At 52.3% G+C, this 18,862-nt stretch carries 14 protein-coding genes; 6 read left to right on the forward strand and 8 right to left on the reverse strand.

The annotated features are described in order from the left end of the window. Positions 1-109 precede the first annotated feature (109 nt). Entirely contained in the window at positions 110-1,048 is a 939-nt protein-coding gene (gene ttcA / locus ACN28R_RS07110; RefSeq protein WP_048638771.1) for a tRNA 2-thiocytidine(32) synthetase TtcA, read from the reverse strand. 81 nt (positions 1,049-1,129) lie between these two features. Between ttcA and ACN28R_RS07115 the strand changes: the two genes are divergently transcribed. Together ACN28R_RS07115 and ACN28R_RS07120 are read left to right on the forward strand one after the other, a co-directional pair. Further along, positions 1,130-1,570: an MFS transporter gene (locus ACN28R_RS07115; RefSeq protein WP_072065886.1), complete on the forward strand. Its 441-nt coding sequence runs from the start codon at positions 1,130-1,132 to the stop codon at positions 1,568-1,570. A gap of 68 nt (positions 1,571-1,638) precedes the next feature. Then, positions 1,639-1,926 (forward strand): putative hemolysin, encoded by a 288-nt coding sequence (locus ACN28R_RS07120; protein ID WP_072065887.1) that lies wholly within the window; start codon positions 1,639-1,641, stop codon positions 1,924-1,926. Positions 1,927-1,972: 46 nt separating this feature from the next. Here the strand turns inward: ACN28R_RS07120 and ACN28R_RS07125 are convergent, their stop codons facing one another. Further along, entirely contained in the window at positions 1,973-2,965 is a 993-nt protein-coding gene (locus tag ACN28R_RS07125; protein ID WP_095834023.1) for a 2-hydroxyacid dehydrogenase, read from the reverse strand. Between the two features lie 243 nt (positions 2,966-3,208). Between ACN28R_RS07125 and ACN28R_RS07130 the strand changes: the two genes are divergently transcribed. Both ACN28R_RS07130 and ACN28R_RS07135 read left to right on the forward strand, forming a co-directional pair. Continuing rightward, positions 3,209-5,797 carry a YdbH family protein gene (locus ACN28R_RS07130; RefSeq protein ID WP_095834024.1) on the forward strand — a complete coding sequence of 863 codons (2,589 nt, stop codon included), beginning with the start codon at positions 3,209-3,211 and terminating at the stop codon, positions 5,795-5,797. A gap of 13 nt (positions 5,798-5,810) precedes the next feature. Beyond that, entirely contained in the window at positions 5,811-6,029 is a 219-nt protein-coding gene (locus tag ACN28R_RS07135; protein ID WP_095835755.1) for a YnbE family lipoprotein, read from the forward strand. A 306-nt stretch (positions 6,030-6,335) separates the two neighbouring features. Here the strand turns inward: ACN28R_RS07135 and ACN28R_RS07140 are convergent, their stop codons facing one another. Beyond that, positions 6,336-6,941, reverse strand: a complete 606-nt coding sequence (locus tag ACN28R_RS07140) for an FMN-dependent NADH-azoreductase (RefSeq protein ID WP_048638776.1) — start codon at positions 6,939-6,941, stop codon at positions 6,336-6,338. Between the two features lie 225 nt (positions 6,942-7,166). On the opposite strand from ACN28R_RS07140, the gene hrpA reads away from it, so the two are divergent. Further along, positions 7,167-11,054, forward strand: a complete 3,888-nt coding sequence (hrpA, locus tag ACN28R_RS07145; RefSeq protein ID WP_095834025.1) for an ATP-dependent RNA helicase HrpA — start codon at positions 7,167-7,169, stop codon at positions 11,052-11,054. Between the two features lie 318 nt (positions 11,055-11,372). Continuing rightward, positions 11,373-11,798 (forward strand): hypothetical protein, encoded by a 426-nt coding sequence (locus ACN28R_RS07150; RefSeq protein ID WP_095834026.1) that lies wholly within the window; start codon positions 11,373-11,375, stop codon positions 11,796-11,798. A gap of 104 nt (positions 11,799-11,902) precedes the next feature. Here ACN28R_RS07150 and ACN28R_RS07155 read toward each other — a convergent pair whose 3' ends face one another. From ACN28R_RS07155 to ACN28R_RS07175, 5 genes are all read right to left on the reverse strand, one after another. Beyond that, complete coding sequence (locus tag ACN28R_RS07155; protein ID WP_095834027.1) at positions 11,903-12,745, reverse strand: EcsC family protein; 843 nt, start codon at positions 12,743-12,745, stop codon at positions 11,903-11,905. Between the two features lie 17 nt (positions 12,746-12,762). Then, complete coding sequence (locus ACN28R_RS07160) at positions 12,763-14,541, reverse strand: sensor domain-containing phosphodiesterase (RefSeq protein ID WP_048638782.1); 1,779 nt, start codon at positions 14,539-14,541, stop codon at positions 12,763-12,765. Between the two features lie 425 nt (positions 14,542-14,966). Beyond that, complete coding sequence (locus tag ACN28R_RS07165; protein ID WP_048638783.1) at positions 14,967-15,797, reverse strand: trypsin-like serine peptidase; 831 nt, start codon at positions 15,795-15,797, stop codon at positions 14,967-14,969. A 384-nt stretch (positions 15,798-16,181) separates the two neighbouring features. Continuing rightward, complete coding sequence (asr, locus tag ACN28R_RS07170; RefSeq protein WP_095834028.1) at positions 16,182-16,487, reverse strand: acid resistance repetitive basic protein Asr; 306 nt, start codon at positions 16,485-16,487, stop codon at positions 16,182-16,184. 230 nt (positions 16,488-16,717) lie between these two features. Further along, a complete protein-coding gene (locus ACN28R_RS07175) occupies positions 16,718-18,841 on the reverse strand; it encodes an alpha-galactosidase (protein WP_095834029.1) in 2,124 nt (707 codons plus the stop codon). Between the last annotated feature and the right edge of the window lie 21 nt (positions 18,842-18,862).

Raw genomic sequence — 18,862 nt, forward strand, 5'->3', positions numbered from 1 at the left:
TGCGCGGGCATAACGATGTCAGGGGGAGCGCCTTGACCAGAGAGGCTTAACACCCTCTCTGTGCTTTTTAATCAACGCGTTAACTTGATTATCGGCTTGTTTTGGGCGCCTATTTGATTTCGAGTACGTCAAGTCGGGTAAGCGGGGCGATCTCGTCGTTGTCCTCATCTGGCTGCCAGCCGGCAGGCAGCAGCGGGATCGCCTCGCGATCAAAGGCCAGGTCGCCGCCGTCAATGACTTCACTGTCATGATGTATGGCTTTGAAATCAAACAGCGCATTATCGGCAAGATGGGAAGGCACCACGTTCTGCATGGCGCTGAACATGGTTTCAATGCGGCCTGGGTAACGTTTATCCCAGTCGCGCAGCATGTCTTTAATCACCTGACGTTGTAAATTGGGCTGCGAGCCGCAAAGATTACAGGGAATAATCGGGTACTGACGGGCTTCGGCGAAACGCTCAATATCCTTTTCCCGGCAATAAGCCAACGGGCGGATAACAACGTGTTTTCCATCGTCGCTCATCAGTTTCGGCGGCATACCTTTCAATTTCCCACCGTAGAACATATTCAGAAACAGCGTTTGCAAGATGTCGTCACGGTGATGACCAAGGGCTATTTTGGTTGCGCCCAGTTCCGTGGCCGTACGGTATAAGATACCGCGGCGCAGGCGTGAACACAGCGAACAGGTGGTTTTACCTTCCGGAATTTTTTCTTTAACGATACCGTAAGTGTTCTCTTCCACTATCTTGTACTCAATGCCAAGACTATCAAGATATTGCGGCAACACATGTTCAGGGAAACCCGGCTGCTTTTGATCAAGATTGACGGCAACCAGCGAGAAGTTAACCGGCGCGCTCTGTTGCAGATTGCGCAGAATTTCCAGCATGGTGAAACTGTCTTTACCGCCGGACAGACAAACCATAATGCGGTCGCCTTCTTCAATCATATTGAAGTCGGCGATAGCTTCACCCACGTTGCGGCGCAGGCGCTTTTGAAGTTTGTTTAAATTATATTGCTGCTTCTTGTTAACTTGCTGTTTCTCTTCCATTTCTACACGTGCTCATTCTGGAAAGGGGCACCACAGGGGCAAAATAGTTACCGTACAAGTTTTTAACCAACATGCATAAGTATGGCGTGTATGGTACGGATTCCGGCGACGAATGCCAGATCAGTTTTTCCGGATCCGCACGTCAGCGAATGGGTAGCCTGGTGTTATTCCCGTCTGGATTGTCCAACTGCGAACGGTTTACCGTCAGGGTGGCGATCTCCGGCCGGTATTGGCGCCGGCATCTATCTTGCAACCGGCATAGCGGCAGCGGCCTCGCTCTCTGCGCCTCATGCGCGAAGTAAATCTATTGCAATTCTAATGGGAGGAATGGCAAGCGGCACCGTGCTGGGCGTACCCTTGAGTCTGATACTGGCAGATTATGCCGGATGGCAATCGGCCTTGTGGTTGACCGCCGGGTTAGGGCTGATTTCGCTCATCGCGCTGTGGCGTAAGCTCCCAGTGCTACCCGCATTATTGATCTTATGCCGTATTCGCGCATTTATCGGTGTGACAGTGAAATAAGGTGTGGTAAATAGAGTGGTGCGGAGCCACTACTCACTTCACATAATAAAACGATTCGGAGCCAGAGAATGAAATTGTATCAATGGTTATTCACTGCTGCTGTCCTCGTGCTGTCTGGATGCGGCAATAGTGAAAGAACCACGGCCGTCAATCAGCAGGAGCCTTCATTTAATAACGGCAATCCCACCGTGCTGCTGAAAAGCGATTCGCCTGCTGACGCAAGCTGTTCGTTAATGGGGGGAACGATGGCGTTGTCCAGGCAGTTAAATGGCGCCAGCGTGGGGACTTGCCAGTTGGCGAATGGCAAACGTTGTGATGAACGCGCATTGATGAATGGCACCTGTCCCGCAGGTTGATCCCCGCGAAGGCGTAAGGCCGCCGCAGGGGATAAGCGGAACTGACTCAAGGGTTCAATAAATTAGTGCACTCTTCGCCCCGGCTTATCTGGCTCAGGTTTTGGAGCGTTGTCTGAGAGATGCTGGTCAACGCTTCTTCCGTCAGAAAGGCCTGATGGCCGGTAAACAACACGTTATGACAGGCGGACAGGCGGCGGAACACGTCGTCCTGAATAACGTCATTGGATTTGTCGGCAAAGAATAAATCGCGCTCGTTCTCATAGACGTCCATCCCCAGCGAGCCGATTTTCTGCAGCTTCAGCGCGTCAATGGCGGCTTGTGAGTCGATTAATCCGCCGCGGCTGGTATTAATGATCATCACGCCGTTTTTCATCTGCGAGAACGCGGTCTGATTAAGCAGATGGTGGTTTTCCGGCGTCAGCGGGCAGTGTAATGAAATGACGTCCGAACGGGCATACAGCGTTTTCAGGTCCACATATTCCGCGCCCAGTTCCAGTGCCTGAGGGTTTGGATAGGGATCGAACGCCAGCAGGCGCATACCGAACCCTTTCAGGATGCGCATGGTGGCGATACCGATCTTGCCGGTGCCGATAATGCCCGCGGTGCGGTTGTGCATGTTGAAACCAATCAAGCCTTCCAGCGAGAAATTAGCGTCACGGGTACGCTGATAGGCACGATGAATGCGGCGATTAAGGCACATCATCATCCCGACCGCATGTTCAGCCACCGCTTCAGGTGAATAGGCCGGCACCCGAACCACGCTAATCCCCAGCTCTTTGGCCGCATCAAGGTCGACATTGTTGAAACCCGCGCAACGTAACGCCAGCGTTTTTACCCCAAGTTTCGCCAGCTTGGTCAACACTTCACGGCCACCGTCATCGTTAACAAAAATGCACACGGCCTGGCAGCCTGCTGCCGTTGCCGTGGTGCGTTTCGTCAGCATGAAATCGAAAAATTCAATTTGATAGCCAAACTGTTGGTTAACTCGCTCTAAATACTTACGATCGTATTGTTTAGTACTGTAAACTGCCAATTTCATAGCGTGTTTCTCCGCAAAGTCCTCTTGTTAAGCTATCAGAAAATACTGAATAGACAAACTGTTGCTTGACTAACAATAACACCATAATCATAGGGAGCGATAAGGCGTAGAAAGTTCAGTATGCAGTCTTATGGTTGTCTACTATATAAAGGTGAAGGGATTAACAGCCTATAATTCCTACATAATAGAGCAGGAAATAACAGGTTTTGGTTTTACATGGAACAGGATGCTTAATATCCCCTAATGACTAAAAAATATTCACTGGCAGGATTGGCGCTGGTACTGCTGTTGCTGATCGTGTCATGGCGAACGCTGCCGCAATGGTTGCCTCGTTTAATTGGGATCTGGTTGCCGTCAGAGATGTCGTTCACGCTGAACTCTTCGCCCGTTTGGCACGATGGGGGGCTGCGCAGTCAAGGGTTCAGCCTGCAAGCCGGTGACTGTCGGTTGCTGGATGTGCAGGATATTTCGCTGCGCCGACAATCCGGGCGCTGGCATATCGATACGACCGCGGTCACGCTGGATAGCGATTGCCTGGCGCAACTGTCATCCGGTACGGATACGGCTCCTGCGCTGTTGTCGCAATGGCAGCGGCGTTTGCCTGCCGCAGATATCACGATTAAAACATTCACGCTAAAACCCTGGCAGGATTATGCCGGACAGGTGCGGCTAAGCACCGATGGCAACACGCGACAGACGATCGATTATCAGGGCGATCAATTGGCTTTTCAGGCGGAATTAAACGATCGGCATCTTGTATTGCGCAACGGCATGCTGGCCCCCCCGGCGGATTATTCCCGTTTACACATCGACGGAGAGATGGATCTGTCCGATACGCTGGCGCGGTTCCCTGAGCAGGGCACGCTAAAGGGCCAATTGACGACGGGTCAAACGCCGGAGTCGGTATCGGCGTCATTGCGTTGGCAAGGCCGGCAGGGATCGCTGTCATTAAATGCCGTGGGTGATGATGAACCCCTGGTGTTATTACCGTGGCAACTGACGCCAGACGCGGTACAGATTAAGAACGGTACTTGGCGCTGGCCTTATGCCGGACAACCGCTATCCGGTCAGCTATCGGTCACATTGCAGCATTGGCGTCAGGGACTGGATAAAACCCGCATTGATGCCCGTATGAATATGCTAACGCAGGGGCATAATGGTAAAGCCAATGCCGTGCTGGTTCTGGGGCCGGGCAATCTGGGCTTGGTAGACAGCCAACTGCGTTTCCAGTTGACCGGTCAGGCGAACCTGGCGGATATCTCGGTGACCGCGTCATTGCCGGGCATGATCCAGGGTTCGGTGTTGAATCCCGAATTGTCTATTTTGCCGGGGGCGTTATTGCGCGCCTGGGGAACGCTGGCGCCGCAGCTACGGCTTGAAGAGGCGCGCTGGCCGCTGGCCGGCGTCAGGATCGGGGCGTCCGGCATTAATGGCCGATTACAGGCGATTGTTAAAGCCCATGACGAATATTGGGGGCGGTTCAATCTGCATCTTGATGGACAGGCGCAAGATTTTTGGCCGGATAGCGGGCAGTGGCAGTGGCGTTACTGGGGGCGTGGGCAACTGCCGCCGTTAAAGGCTAAGTGGGATGTGGCCGGCAGAGGCCGCTGGCAGGACACGCTTATTGAGGTGCAGCAGCTTTCCAGCGGGCTGGATCAACTGAGTTATGGTTTGGTGACGGCTCACCAGCCCCGGCTGACACTCACGGAGCCGATGCGCTGGCAGCGTACTCAAGCGGACGCGCATTTTCAGGGCGCGTTGCAACTGGCGACGGAACAGGTGGATTTCAGTAACGGCGGTTATCTTCCGCCATCGCTGATATCGTTTAAACTGAATGGTCGCGATCCCGGTGATTTCCTTTGGCAGGGGCGGCTACAGGCGCAGGATATCGGTCCGGTTACGCTGCGCGGACGTTGGGATGGCGAACGCCTGCGCGGTGGCGCATGGTGGCCGCAACAGCCGCTGACCGTATTTCAGCCGCTTTTGTCGTCCAGATTGAACATGAATATCCGGGCCGGACAATTTTATGCGCAGTCCGCTTTCTCTGCCGCCCGCGGAGAAGGATTCCGCGCCGGCGGACACTGGGTGGTGAAAAACGGCGAGCTGTGGTTGCAGGATGGCGAAGTGCGCGGCGTTAATTTTACATTACCTTATCGCCTTCAGGATCAGCGCTGGCAGTTAGGCGTGAGACAGCCGGTCACGCTGCGCATTGATACCCTGGATAATTTGTTTCGGATGACGGATATCCGGGTCGATTTGCAGGGGTTTTACCCATACAGCGAAGGGCAACCGCTGACGATGTCGCAGGCCAGTATGGATGTTTTGGGCGGACATATCGCTCTGTCGGCCTTACGCTGGCCCCAGCATGACGACGCATTATTAACTGTGGAAAGTGTCGAACTAAGCGAACTGTTGACGGCGTTGAAGCTGAAACAGATCGCCATGTCCGGGAAGGTGAGCGGCGTTTTACCGCTTAATTTTAATCATCCGCAAATGTTGATTCAAAAAGGGCGCGTCACCAATGATAGCTTCCTGACGCTACGGCTGGATCAGCAGTTGGCCGAGGAACTGGCAAGTAAAAACATGGCCACTGGCGCAGCCATTGGCTGGCTGCGTTATTTGGAAATCGGCCGCTCCTATGCCACGGTTGAGTTGGATAATCAGGGCGCGCTGTCTTTGACCTCGCAAATTCAGGGGAAAAACCCGACGCTCAGCGCCGACAGGCAGGTGACGCTCAACTACCGCCATCAGGAGAATATCTTCCAGCTATGGCGCAGCTTACGCTTCGGCGATAATTTGCAGGATACGCTGGAGCAGCGGGCGAATGAATAATCAGGATTGGATGATGAAAAAATTATATACATGGCCGGGAGCGCTCTGCGTGCTGCTGTTGACAGGGTGCATACCGCGAATAGAAGTGGCGGCGCCCAAAGAGCCGATAACCATCAATATGAACGTCAAAATCGAGCATGAGATTTACATTAAGGCCGACAAAGAAGCCGCTCAGCTGTTGGAGAAATCAGACAATGCCGCGGGTAAAGAGGTAAAAAATCGCCGGGAGTGATGAAACGCCGCTTGCGACGGCCTGTCCATAGCGTCCGCCCGCTATAAAAAACGCGCCGAAAGGCGCGCCAGACTGCTGACAAAGCCCTAATATACCCCTGTCATCCTTCACGGCCCCAGCGCGGTCATTCCCGCAGTAGTAGGCGGGAATCTCCTGCTGAAACCGTAAACAGCCATTGGCTGATTCCCGCCTGCGCGGGAATGACGGGTTTGGGAAGGTTTGTCATCAACCTCACGCGCCGGAAGGCGCGCAATAACAGCTAAATATAAGAATATGAGTGGCAAAATAACAATGATGTTTTTTATGTTAAGCGCTGACTAATTGAGATATTTGCGCTTTAGCCGTTTCAAGGGCTTTTTCCGCCATGTCCGGACCGTAGGCAATACCTTCGGCAAACACGAACTCGACATCGGTAATACCGATGAAACCCAGGAACAGACGCACATACGGCGCCAGCAGGTCGGTCGGAGTATCTTTATGGATACCGCCACGGCTGGTCAGCACGATAGCGCGTTTGCCTTTGACCAAACCTTCCGGACCTTGCTCGGTATAGCGGAAGGTCACGCCTGCGCGGGCAATCAGGTCAAAGTAGTTCTTCAACTGCGTCGGGATGTTGAAGTTATACATAGGGGCGGTAACGACAATAATGTCGTTCGCCTGCAATTCGGCGATCAGCTCATCAGACAGGGTTAACGCTTCCTGCTGACGCGGCGTCAACGGCGCATCAGACGGACGCAATGCGCTGACTAATTCACCGTCGAGAACCGGAATTGGCTGTGCCGCTAAATCACGAACGGTGACGCTATCGCCGGGATGGGACGCTTGCCATTGTGCGCTAAAATAGTCAGCCAATTGATTTGACTGAGAAAAATTTGCCAGGATGCTTGATTTTAGAACCAATACTTTACTCATGCCAATTCCTTATTGATTGAAGTCGGGCCAATTAACGATATGTCCCCTGATGGCCACTATCATATGTAGCCTCTTAATAGGTTGAAAGTGCAATATTTCGAGTACATCGTTCGATTTTATTGAATAAGGTTCGGCCGTCTCTGGTTATAGCTCCGGCCTTTGATGTGCTACCATGCCCGCCGAAAAATAAAGGCGTAATACAAAAAAGTATTAAGGAATAGCAACGTGAAATCACCGCTCAACGCATTATCTTCGCAGCTCAGTGAGTTAATGCTCCGTGATGGGCAACGTCTGCGCCGCCGTTTACAAGGGGCTGCGAAAGTCGGCAGCCTGCTGGCGCAGACCGTTATTGCACAGGAAATTGAAGGTGAGATCGTCTCGGCCCGCCAGCGCGTGGAGAACCGTCGGGCAAGTTGCCCCTCCATCAATTATCCGGAACAATTGCCCGTCAGCCAGAAAAAAGACGAAATTCTGCATGCGCTGCGCGAACATCAGGTGATTATCGTGGCGGGGGAAACCGGATCAGGCAAAACCACGCAGTTACCGAAAATATGTCTGGAATTGGGGCGCGGCGTCCGCGGGCTGATCGGTCACACGCAACCGCGCCGGCTGGCCGCCCGAACGGTGGCCGATCGTATTGCCGCCGAGCTGGAAACGCCGCTGGGCGGATGCGTGGGTTACAAAGTCCGCTTTAACGATCAGGTGGGCGACAATACGCTGGTTAAGCTGATGACCGACGGTATTCTGCTGGCGGAAATCCAGCAGGATCGCCTGCTGATGCAGTACGACACCCTGATTATCGATGAAGCGCATGAACGCAGTCTGAATATTGATTTCATTCTGGGGTATCTACGCCAGTTGCTGCCCAAGCGCCCGGATTTAAAGATCATCATCACATCAGCCACCATCGATCCGCAGCGTTTTTCGCGCCACTTCAATAATGCGCCGATTATTGAGGTTTCCGGGCGGACGTACCCGGTTGATGTCCGCTATCGCCCGGTGGTGGAAGATGCCGAAGACAGCGACCGCGATCAGCTACAGGCTATTTTTGACGCGGTGGATGAACTGAGCCGCGAAGGGCCGGGCGACATTCTGATTTTTATGAGCGGCGAACGAGAGATTCGCGATACGGCCGATGCCTTGAACAAGCTGGATTTGCCCCATACCGAGATTCTGCCTTTGTATGCCCGCTTATCCAACCAGGAGCAGAATCGGGTATTCCAGTCTCATCACGGTCGCCGCATTGTGCTGGCGACCAACGTGGCCGAAACGTCTCTGACCGTACCGGGCATCCGTTATGTTATTGACCCTGGCACGGCGCGCATCAGCCGCTACAGTTTCCGCACCAAGGTGCAGCGTCTGCCGATTGAGCCGGTTTCCCAGGCCTCGGCCAATCAACGCAAAGGGCGTTGCGGACGCGTGGCCGCCGGGGTTTGTATCCGGCTTTATTCCGAGCAGGATTTCCTGTCACGTCCGGAATTCACCGATCCTGAGATCCTGCGGACCAATTTAGCCTCCGTCATTCTGCAAATGACCTCATTGGGGTTAGGCGATATTGCCGCGTTTCCGTTCGTCGAAGCGCCGGATAAGCGCAACATTCAGGATGGCGTGCGGTTGCTGGAAGAGCTAAGCGCGATTCAACTGGCGGAAAACGGCCACTATCATTTAACGCCGCTGGGGCGGCAATTGGCTCAACTGCCTATCGATCCCCGGCTGGCGCGGATGGTGCTGGAAGCGCGCCGTACCGGTTGCGTGCGCGAAGTGATGGTGATTACCGCCGCGCTCTCCATTCAGGATCCGCGCGAACGTCCGTTGGATAAAAAGCAGGCGTCGGATGAAAAGCACCGGCGCTTCGCGGATAAAGAATCCGATTTTATGGCGTTCGTGAATTTATGGGACTATCTGCGCGAACAGCAAAAAGCCTTATCTTCCAGTCAGTTCCGGCGCTTATGCCGAAGCGATTACCTGAACTATCTGCGCGTACGCGAGTGGCAGGATGTTTATACCCAACTGCGCCAGGTGGTTAAAGAACAGGGGTTGCCGATCAACAGCGAACCGGCGGACTACCGCAGTATCCACTGCGCCTTGCTGACCGGCCTGTTATCGCATGTCGGCCAGAAAGATATCGATAAGCAGGAGTTCAGCGGCGCGCGCAATACGCGTTTTGCGATTTTTCCCGGCTCCGGGTTATTTAAAAAACCGCCCAAATGGACGATGGTCGCCGAACTGGTGGAGACCAGCCGCCTGTGGGGACGCATTGCCGCCCGTATCGATCCTGAATGGATCGAGCCGCTGGCTCAGCACCTGATTAAACGCAGCTATAGCGATCCGCACTGGGAAAAGGCGCAAGGCGTGGTGATGGCGCAGGAGAAAGTCACGCTGTTCGGTCTGCCCATTGTGGCGGCGCGCAAGGTGAATTACAGCCAGATCGATCCGGTATTGGCGCGCGAGTTGTTTATTCGCCATGCCCTGGTGGAAGGCGACTGGCAAACGCGTCATGCCTTTTTCCGCGCCAATCTGAAATTGCTGGCGGAAGTTGAAGAGCTGGAAAACAAATCTCGTCGCCGCGACATTCTGGTGGACGATGAAACGCTGTTTGCGTTTTACGATCGGCGCTTACCGCACGACATCATTTCCGCCCGTCATTTTGACAAGTGGTGGAAAGACGCCAGCCGTCAGGATGCCGACCTGCTGAACTTTGAAAAAAGCATGCTGATTAAAGACGGGGCGGATAACGTCAGCGCGCTGGATTATCCAAACTTCTGGCATCAGGGAAGCCTGAAACTGCGTCTGACCTACCAGTTTGAGCCGGGAACGGACGCTGACGGCGTAACGGCGCATATTCCGCTTCCCATTCTTAACCAAGTGCGGGATGAAGGATTTGAATGGCAAATTCCCGGCGTGCGGCGCGACCTGGTTATTGCCTTGATCAAGTCATTACCTAAACCGATGCGTCGTAACTTTGTGCCGGCGCCGAATTACGCCGACGCGTTTCTGGCGCGGACCACGCCGTTGGAAAAGGGGCTGCTGGATGCACTGGAGCGCGAACTGCGGCTGATGACCGGGGTAAGCGTACCGCGTGAAGAGTGGCACTGGGAACAGGTGCCCGATCATCTGAAAATGACGTTTCGCGTTATTGATGAGAAAAACCGCGCGCTGCGGGAAGGTAAGGATCTGAATGCGCTGAAAGAGCAGCTCAAAGACAAAGTACAGCAGACGTTGTCCGCGGTGGTCGACGATGGGTTGGAGCAGCGTGATTTACACGTCTGGAGTTTTGGCTCGTTGCCGGAGCGCTATGAGCAGAAACGCGGCGGTTACTCCGTCAAGGCTTATCCGGCTTTGGTGGATGAAAAGGACAGCGTGGCGATCCGTCTCTTTGATACGCCGCACCAGCAACAGCAGATGATGCGTCAGGGGCTGCGGCGTCTGTTGCTGCTGAATATTCCATCACCGATAAAATATCTGCACGAAAAATTGCCGAACAAGGCGAAGCTGGGGCTGTATTTCAACCCTTACGGCAAAGTGCTCGATCTGATCGATGACTGCATCTCCTGCGCGGTCGATAAGCTGATCGGTGAATTTGGCGGGCCGGTCTGGCAGGAAGCTGAATTTCAGCGCCTGCATGAAAAAGTCCGCGCCGAACTCAATGACACGGTGGTTGATATCGCCAAACAGGTCGAGCAGATCCTGACCGCGGTATTTGCCATCAATAAACGGCTGAAAGGCCGGGTCGATATGGCGATGGCGCTGGCGTTAAGCGATATTAAAAACCAGCTTGGCGGTTTGGTGTTCCGCGGCTTTGTTACCGCCAACGGCTGGCAGCGGCTGCCGGATGTACTGCGTTACTTACAGGCTATCGATCGCAGGTTGGAAAAACTGGCGATCGATGTTCACCGCGATCGGGCGCAAATGCTGAAGGTCGAGCAGGTGCAGCAGGCTTGGCGCCAGTGGTTGAATAAACTGCCGGCCGAGCGCCGTGACGATGACGACGTTAAGGCGGTGCGCTGGATGATTGAGGAATTGCGGGTGAGCTATTTCGCCCAGCAGTTGGGAACGCCGTTCCCGATATCGGACAAGCGGATATTGCAGGCGATGGAGCAGATTGATGCGTGACCGTATGTTTTAAGGTGATGCGTCGATTTCTGTTCTACGGTAAATGCCCGCCGAGTCATTATCCACGGGCATTTGCTATTTTGCTTAGGGGCGCTGCGCTTGCGCCTGCTGCCACTGTTGCAGCGCGGCGGGATCATCCGGTTTCTATACGCGCGGGAACCCAATAGCGTTTGATTCCACATATACCGTAATTAACGACAGTTGTTCAGACGCATAGCCGCAGGCGTTATTCCCCTGTTTTGCTGTAAGAAAACCGGGAGAAATTTCGCTTTGCCATTGTGATGAATAATGTTTTTCTTGATAGCACAGGAGATAATTATGGGATGTGTATCTTCCACCAGCCGTACTTACAGCCCGCCCGCCGGCAACACGCCGACCAGAGCCGAGCAGCAGCATCAATCTAACCTGGCACGTCCGGGTCGTGCGCAGCAATGGCATGCGCTATACCATGAAAGCGCAAGATTGGTCGTTGATATTACCGCTCTCGACAGGACGCTCAAAACCCCGGCATCGGATCAGTTAAGGCTCAGAGCCAATGAGTTACGACTGGGCATCAGCAACAGAGAACGGAGCCGGGATGATTTCTGGCATGAGTTAAACAGCATCAGAAGCGAGGCGGAAATTCTCAGAAATCCCACCAGCGTAACCGATGAAAGTAGCGGAAGCCCCGACTCTCGTCGTTTTGATTATTCAGGCTCCTTCAGCCTGGTGTGGCAGGCCAGTCATTATTTGCCTGGACGATAGTGCATTAACCGCCTGATAGGCCGGCGTTGAGGTCATACGCCAGGTTGCTTATTCAAGTGAACGCCAGTAGTGACATTGTCACGGTCGATCCCGCTAGCTCACTGTCAGGCGGGGCGGATATCATCTTTTAGCTGAATGTAGGCCGACTTGATCTCTCCCTCGCCGTATTTCTGCTCCAGACGTTTGATGATGAAATGGCCTTTCGCCATACGCTGATAATGGTTGATGAACAGCGTATTAATGGCCGCACCGCTAGCCGCGCCGATAACCGGAACGATCTGGGCGGCCATTTTTTCAGTAATGGTAATGCCCAACCGCGTCGCAACGGCATCGATCAGCTTTGCCAGTGTTCTTCCCGCCTGCGTGGTGGAGATCCTTGCCGACGCTTTTTCTGCGCTTTTCTTGCCGGCGATATCGATTAATTCACGCGTGGCATGTTTGGTGATGTCGGCCAGCATCGCACGGGAAGTATAATAGGCGGATTCGGCGGCATCATCGTTTTTACTGCGGCCCCCGAGCGCGAAAACCTCGACACAGGCGGCTTTGACGGAGATATCCGCCAGTGAGAAACCTTCACTACGGGCAATATCCGCGACGGAGCGCATCATGATGGTGGTGCTGACGGGAAGCTCGACCAGTAATCCTGCCGCGCCAAAAAAGCCGCTGACCGCACCGGATGCGGCGGCTGCCAGCTTATGTGACTTGGGCGATGAGGCTCTTTGAGGATCGTCGTTCATGGTATAGAGGGCGGCGTCGACGGATTTATGCAATGCGGCATGCACAACGTCCTGCACCTTGTTTTTCACCATGTTAGGCAGTTTGGTCATACTCCATTCGATGGGTTTGCCAACCTGATTCGCCAGTTGTATAGCGATTGACGGCGCTTCCAGCAGGGTAATGGCTTGTTTCAGGTCGTCAATGTCTTGCTTGTCATCAAAAATGGTCATGAAAATACTCTTGGCGTTTATGCCGTTATCCGGGCTTGGTGGTTATTCAGCCACGAAATGAAATCCTCCGGGGTTAGCGGTCGGGCAAAATAGTAACCCTGAACCTCATCGCAACCAAAACGATCAAGGTAGTCCAAAGTCTCTTCATCTTCCACGCCTTCGGCGAGAACATCGTAATTAAGTTTATGCAGCATGCTGATGATCGACTCAACGACCGTGCGGCTATCATGATCGGTTTTAATCCCCTGAATCAGGGATTTATCCAATTTTATTATCGATGCCGGGATCTTTTTCAGGTAATTTAAATTACTGTAGCCCGCGCCGAAATCATCCAGCGAAATGGTAAAACCGCGCTGTTTCAGTTCCATGATGGCTGCCAGTGTCTCGGAACTTTCCACTATTTTCTGCGTTTCCAAACATTCCAGTTCAATATCGGCAGGAGTAAGACCGTGCTCAGCGAGGTTATTAATTAGCCTTGAAATGAATTTGTCTTCGGCGAAATTACTGGCGGCGACATTAATAGAGACCGGAAATAATATTCCGGCCTGACGCCATATTTTTATCTGTTGCGCGGTCTGCTTAATCACCCATTCCGTCAGCGGTTGCATTAGCGTAGTACCTTCAGCCAACGGAATAAATCTATCGGGGAGGACGTTGCCTAAGTCAGGATGAAGCCAGCGGATGAGCGCTTCCGCACCGATAACTTCTCGGGTCTTGATGTTCAGCTTCGGTTGATAAACCAGATATAGTCCGGGTTTGTCGTTGTGTAATATATCGGAAAGCTCATTGAGTAGGGTAAAAGCGAGTTGCTGAGCTTTATCGCTGCCTTCATGGTAGGCGCACTGACGGACATTTTTATCAATGGCGTCATACAGCGCGCTCATTGATTCGCGCAGAATACGTTGCGGATCGCTGACCGGAATTCTAAATTCCGTATAGCCGACAAATAACTCCAGTTTTAACGGAACATGGCTGATGATACTTTCCTGAATGCTGTCGGCGCACGCCTTAAGTTTGGTTAAAATCTGTTCTTTTCTATCCGATTTGACCAACAAAGCAAAACGCCCCAAGGACGTACAATAAACATTTTCACGGAAGTTAAAGGATAGACGCAGGAACATGCCAATGTCTTTTAACATCCCCTCTACCGTTGGCATGCCAAGCGCCCGGCTCATTTGGTAAGCATATGAAACGTCAATGCCTTCAATGAGGATCAGCAAATAGTTTTCGTGGATGTCCGTCATATGATTAATGTCTTCGATCAACTGCTGGCGATTTGGCAGCAGCGTCACCGCATCGACCAGCCCGATCGCATTGCGGTAATTGATCAGCGACATCGCGATGTTCGCTAAATTCTTCAGCGTGTGCAGCTGGAACATACTGAAGGTGCGGGGAACGTAATCGATGACGCACAGGGTGCCGATGGCATAGCCTTCTTCGGTAAAGAGGGGAATGCCGGCATAAAAACGGATGTAAGGTACGCCCGAGACATAAGGGCTTTTTTTAAACCTTTCATCCTTCATTGCATCCTGACAGATAAGAAAGCAGCCGGTTTGAGCCGCAAATTGATCGAACGACCCTAATTTTTCCATTTCATTTAAGGCGAAATTGGTTTTAGCCTTGATGTGCTGCTTGCGAGAACCGCTCAATGTCACTAATGACGTCGGCATTTTCAAAACTTGACAGGCCAGCGTGGTGAGTTTATTAAGAATATCGTCTTGAGAAGTATCAAATTCCTGTAATGTATCCAGAGTCTGCATGCGTTCTTTTTCATCATGGCTTAAATTTTTTAACATGCTGGCTCCTCCTATCCTGCGACAATAGCTATTGTAAAATTAAAGCTATTCTTACACAGTAACATGTATAAATAATAATAGGGTAGTTTATTACAACCCATAGTGGATATGGATATCATGGAGGGAAATAAATGAAAGAGAATTTTGCATAATGACAATGAAAATAAAATAAACCTGATAATTTCATCGCTGATAATAATGATCACTACTATTTAATACTTATGAAACCCGTTATACATTAATGAGTTGCATGTTAATGAAAGTTGTTTTTTTGTAAAAATAATAAGATGCCGTCAGGTACGGCTTTAATAATGCATAGATTATGGTTGTATTCGAGCGAATGATTTAGCGAAAATTGTGCATTAGTGAAAATTTCTTTTTTTCGGTGAGTAAAATATAGCGACGGCGCTTACATCAGGTAAGCGCTAAGGCGTTAATGATGCCGCTGTTTTTGCTAATGTTTCCAGCGTCTGGCGGATGGCGATAACGGAAACCGCCTGATTATCCGCAACGTCACGATCGCTGGCCGCCGGCGCGGAGCTTTGAATGCCGACGATTATCCATCCTGATGCCGTGTGCAGCATCAAGGGGGAACCGCTATCGCCCGGTAACGTATCGCACTGATGCGATAACACCGTCTGCTGTATCCAACCCGTTATCAAGCAGTTTTGGTGACGATAAAGGGTATTTTGATGATCTTCCGGATACCCGGCCTGGGTAACCTGTTGTTTATTTTGCGCTAATGAACGCATTAACTCACGACGGCCGCCTTGCCATAGCGGCAGCGGTTCAATACCCGGCGGCGTCTGTTTTAATCGGATCAGCGCGTAGTCCCACGATGCGGCGGCCGGGGGAACAATCCAGCCGTCGCCGTCGGCTTCCAATTTTTGACTAAGTGTCTTATTTACCAAGGTTTCAATATCTTTCGTTTCATACTGCCAGCCATTATCTGTGGCGAGAAAACGCAACGCGACGAGCCGATCCGCGTTGCCATCAGGCGGCACCAATACGCAGTGCCCGGCGGTGAGCGCCAGATGCGGAGAGATAAGCGTCGCCGTACACAGATTACCGCTGGCGGTTTCAAGCTGTCCGATCGCCTGCCACGGCCATTGCGTGGCGTCTGGCACAGGATCCCGGTCATCGTGATTGAAAAATAAGATTTGTTGTTGTTTCGCTGCATCGGAAGTGGCGTCTTCAGCCCAACACAAAGGGGCGATAAAAGGCAATGAACATAACAACCAGGCTGATATGCGCATGTAATCTTAGACCTTAGGTTAAAAGTCAGCGTGTCGTGGAACAAATCGGGTCAAATAACTATAGATGCATTTGGGCGTTAACGCGGTTAGGCCGAAAGAAGTTTTTTACGTGAAGAGCGAACTTAACCTAATGAACTATAGAAAAAAGAGCAGGGTGATCAACCCGCAGATGAGAACCAGCGATAACATGATTTCAAATGAGTAACGACGCTGCATCATCTGATATCCCGTGAATAAACACACAACCGACCGTAATACCGTTTATTACGGTCAGCCGGTGTTGAATATTACCTGAAACGGCTATTTCGGCATTAGAGACCTCATCGTAATCGAAGCCATGATAAGGTCATCTTTTGTCATCGCGGAGATGACGCTAATGATCTATCACGCGGCCGGAGTCGTGGTCGCCGGTTTTGCCGTTTTGGCTTTCTTCACCGTTTTTTTCGCAGCTTGCGCTTTTTGCTCGGCTGGTTTGGCTTTCTTCACGTGTTTTTTGGTTTTGGTGGCCTGAGCTTTTTGTTCGGTTGTTTTGGCTTTTTTCGCCTGCTTTTTGTGAGTCACTTTAGCCGGTGCGGACGACGTCGTCGTCGCAGTGGCCTGAGTCGGAACGCTAGGGGCAGTGCTGGCAGCGAATGCTGCAGAAGACAGACCCAGAGCCGCACCCGCGATCATAACTAATACTTTGTTCATTATCATTTCCTCATTACTTGTTCACGTTTCGTGACCCAAACCCGGGTCGGTGAAACAAGAATAGGGAAAAAACGCAGGCGCTTCCGTAAGTGATTGGTTTCGGCGTGTAACCGAATGTACACCCCCCGATTTTGGCGTATAAGGATATCTAATCATCGTCGCTATTACCGTTCCTGACATCTATTGCGCTGACCGCCGAATAGCAGCGGCGGCCAGCGTATTTTCAGTCGTTATTTCACTTCATCGAGCCGCAGCAGGATAGCGGATTCAGGATCGAGGATCGGTAACGCAATCCCGGCTTTTTCAAGCCAGTCGCCGCTCAGCGTCATCGGCTGCTTGAGCCAGGCCGGATATTTCTTCATGGTATTGCTTTTGGCTTGATGCAGGCTCTCGGGCATATCCAACACCTCAAGCCGGTATTGCGCCTGCGGCTTCAGTCCGGGGATCTGCAAACTGCCGCACAAGGCATATTCAGGCAGGGCAAGCTGGCTTATCAACACCACCGCCTGCTGCCGGTCTTGCGCGATAACCGCATTGATCAGGGTACTTTTATCCGCATGATCGACGCGCAGCAGCGTACCGCTGTGCAACAGCGGGCGTAGTTGCTTATGCAAGGCGATATAGCGGGCAAAAGCCTGCTGTTCCGACTGCGGCTCGGAGACCGGATCAAGTTCAACGCCCATGTGGCCGAACAGCGCGGTCAGACCGCGGAAATTAATGCTGTGGCGCCGGGATGTGGTGTGGCAAGGCGTGCCGCCAATATGCGCGCCCATCACCTCCGGCGGAAAGAAGTAACTCATCCCGCGCTGGATTTGTTGACGGTCAAGCGCATCATTACTGTCCGACGGCCAGAAACGATGGCAGCGTTTCAAAATTTCATAATCGATTCGGCCGCCGCCAGACGCGCAGGATTCAAATTCCACGCCGGGGAAACGGTTATTAAGTTGGTCGAATAACCGGTACATCTGCTCGGTTTGCCGTACCTGCGAAGGATGCCCCAGGTGACCCGGCTGAACCATCTCGCGGTTGAAATCCCACTTGACGTAGTCAATTTGATGTTCGCCCAATAACCAGCTCAGCCGCGCGAGCAGATAGCCATAGACCTGTGGGTTTGACAGGTCGAGCAACATCTGGTTACGGCCAGCCAACAGCGGATAGCCCTCAAGCCTCAACACCCAATCCGGGTGCGCGCGAAACAGATCGGAATCCTGGTTGATCATTTCAGGTTCGACCCAGATACCGAACTCCATACCGTGATTTCTCACCGCATCAATCACCGGCTGCAGCCCTTGCGGATATTTTTGCTCATCAATGTACCAGTCGCCCAGAGAACTGAGATCGTTATTGCGTCCTTTAAACCAGCCGTCATCAATGATGAAGCGCTCAATGCCGATTTTAGCGGCGTTCTCCACCATGCGGATGATGTAGTGCGGATCGTGCTTAAAATAGATCCCTTCCCAGGTATTCAAATGCACGGGGCGAGGCTTGTCGGCCAGTGAGGGAATAATCTGCCGGCGGACATAGCGATGGAAATGCTGACTCATGCCATTCAGACCATCGGCGGAGTAGGTGGCGTAGACCCAAGGCGTGCTAACGCTTTGATTGGTTTCAAGCGCAATTTCACCGGAAAAATAGAGCGCTTCGGCCTGAACCTGACGGCGGCCATCGCTTTTACTGTCGGCGCGTAAACGATGATTACCGCTCCAGGCCAAATGTAAGCCCCACACTTCACCCTGCTGTTCGCTGAAACCCGCTCTGCCCGCAACCAGCCCGGGAAAGTACTCATGAGAGGTTCTGCCGCGCCGGTTTTCCTGAATATAACCGCCGTGTTCCAGCCTGAGCGAGTGACGTTGGAACTCTTTTATCCAGCGGCCATTAAACGCCATGATTTCATTGGCGCGCTCTGGCAATGGCAGCGTCACGGCCAGACGGTCAACGTGGTAGGTGCCGGGATGAAAATTGGTCAGCGTATTGCGGGTCTTTAATACGCTGTTGTCCGGGCAGAGCTGTAATTCACTGACCAGCCGCAGACCGGCGGTGGCGTCTTCGCTGACGATCGTCAGACCGTTATCGTCAAGCGAATGGCGCTGCGTGGTGAAGACCGGCGACCAGTCTTTACCATTACGGTTTCCTTCCATACCGGGAACGCTGAATAACCCGCGGCCGGTTTCCGGACAAATGGTTAAAGGGACATCGTCATCCAAACGGCTATTCGCCACCGGGCGATTTAAGGCATCTATCATCTCGGGTTGATAATTTTGCAGATGCTTACCCCAATAAATGATTTCTACGTATGGGTAACAGCGTAAAATAACGTCTGAACCACGGCTGGATAACCTGACAATATTATTCATAACGGCTCCAAAGAAAACTAA

It is taken from the genome of Brenneria goodwinii, assembly GCF_002291445.1.
Taxonomy (GTDB): Bacteria; Pseudomonadota; Gammaproteobacteria; order Enterobacterales; family Enterobacteriaceae; genus Brenneria; species Brenneria goodwinii.

Excerpts from the sequence above, each read along its gene's own strand:
- ACN28R_RS07120 (WP_072065887.1), top strand. The coding sequence starts at position 1,639 with ATGAAATTGTATCAATGGTTATTCACTGCTGCTGTCCTCGTGCTGTCT.
- ttcA (WP_048638771.1), bottom strand. The coding sequence starts at position 1,048 with ATGGAAGAGAAACAGCAAGTTAACAAGAAGCAGCAATATAATTTAAAC.
- ACN28R_RS07135 (WP_095835755.1), top strand. The coding sequence starts at position 5,811 with ATGAAAAAATTATATACATGGCCGGGAGCGCTCTGCGTGCTGCTGTTG.
- ACN28R_RS07130 (WP_095834024.1), top strand. The coding sequence starts at position 3,209 with ATGACTAAAAAATATTCACTGGCAGGATTGGCGCTGGTACTGCTGTTG.
- ACN28R_RS07125 (WP_095834023.1), bottom strand. The coding sequence starts at position 2,965 with ATGAAATTGGCAGTTTACAGTACTAAACAATACGATCGTAAGTATTTA.
- ACN28R_RS07140 (WP_048638776.1), bottom strand. The coding sequence starts at position 6,941 with ATGAGTAAAGTATTGGTTCTAAAATCAAGCATCCTGGCAAATTTTTCT.
- ACN28R_RS07165 (WP_048638783.1), bottom strand. The coding sequence starts at position 15,797 with ATGCGCATATCAGCCTGGTTGTTATGTTCATTGCCTTTTATCGCCCCT.
- ACN28R_RS07155 (WP_095834027.1), bottom strand. The coding sequence starts at position 12,745 with ATGACCATTTTTGATGACAAGCAAGACATTGACGACCTGAAACAAGCC.
- ACN28R_RS07160 (WP_048638782.1), bottom strand. The coding sequence starts at position 14,541 with ATGTTAAAAAATTTAAGCCATGATGAAAAAGAACGCATGCAGACTCTG.
- asr (WP_095834028.1), bottom strand. The coding sequence starts at position 16,487 with ATGAACAAAGTATTAGTTATGATCGCGGGTGCGGCTCTGGGTCTGTCT.
- ACN28R_RS07115 (WP_072065886.1), top strand. The coding sequence starts at position 1,130 with ATGGCGTGTATGGTACGGATTCCGGCGACGAATGCCAGATCAGTTTTT.
- ACN28R_RS07175 (WP_095834029.1), bottom strand. The coding sequence starts at position 18,841 with ATGAATAATATTGTCAGGTTATCCAGCCGTGGTTCAGACGTTATTTTA.
- ACN28R_RS07150 (WP_095834026.1), top strand. The coding sequence starts at position 11,373 with ATGGGATGTGTATCTTCCACCAGCCGTACTTACAGCCCGCCCGCCGGC.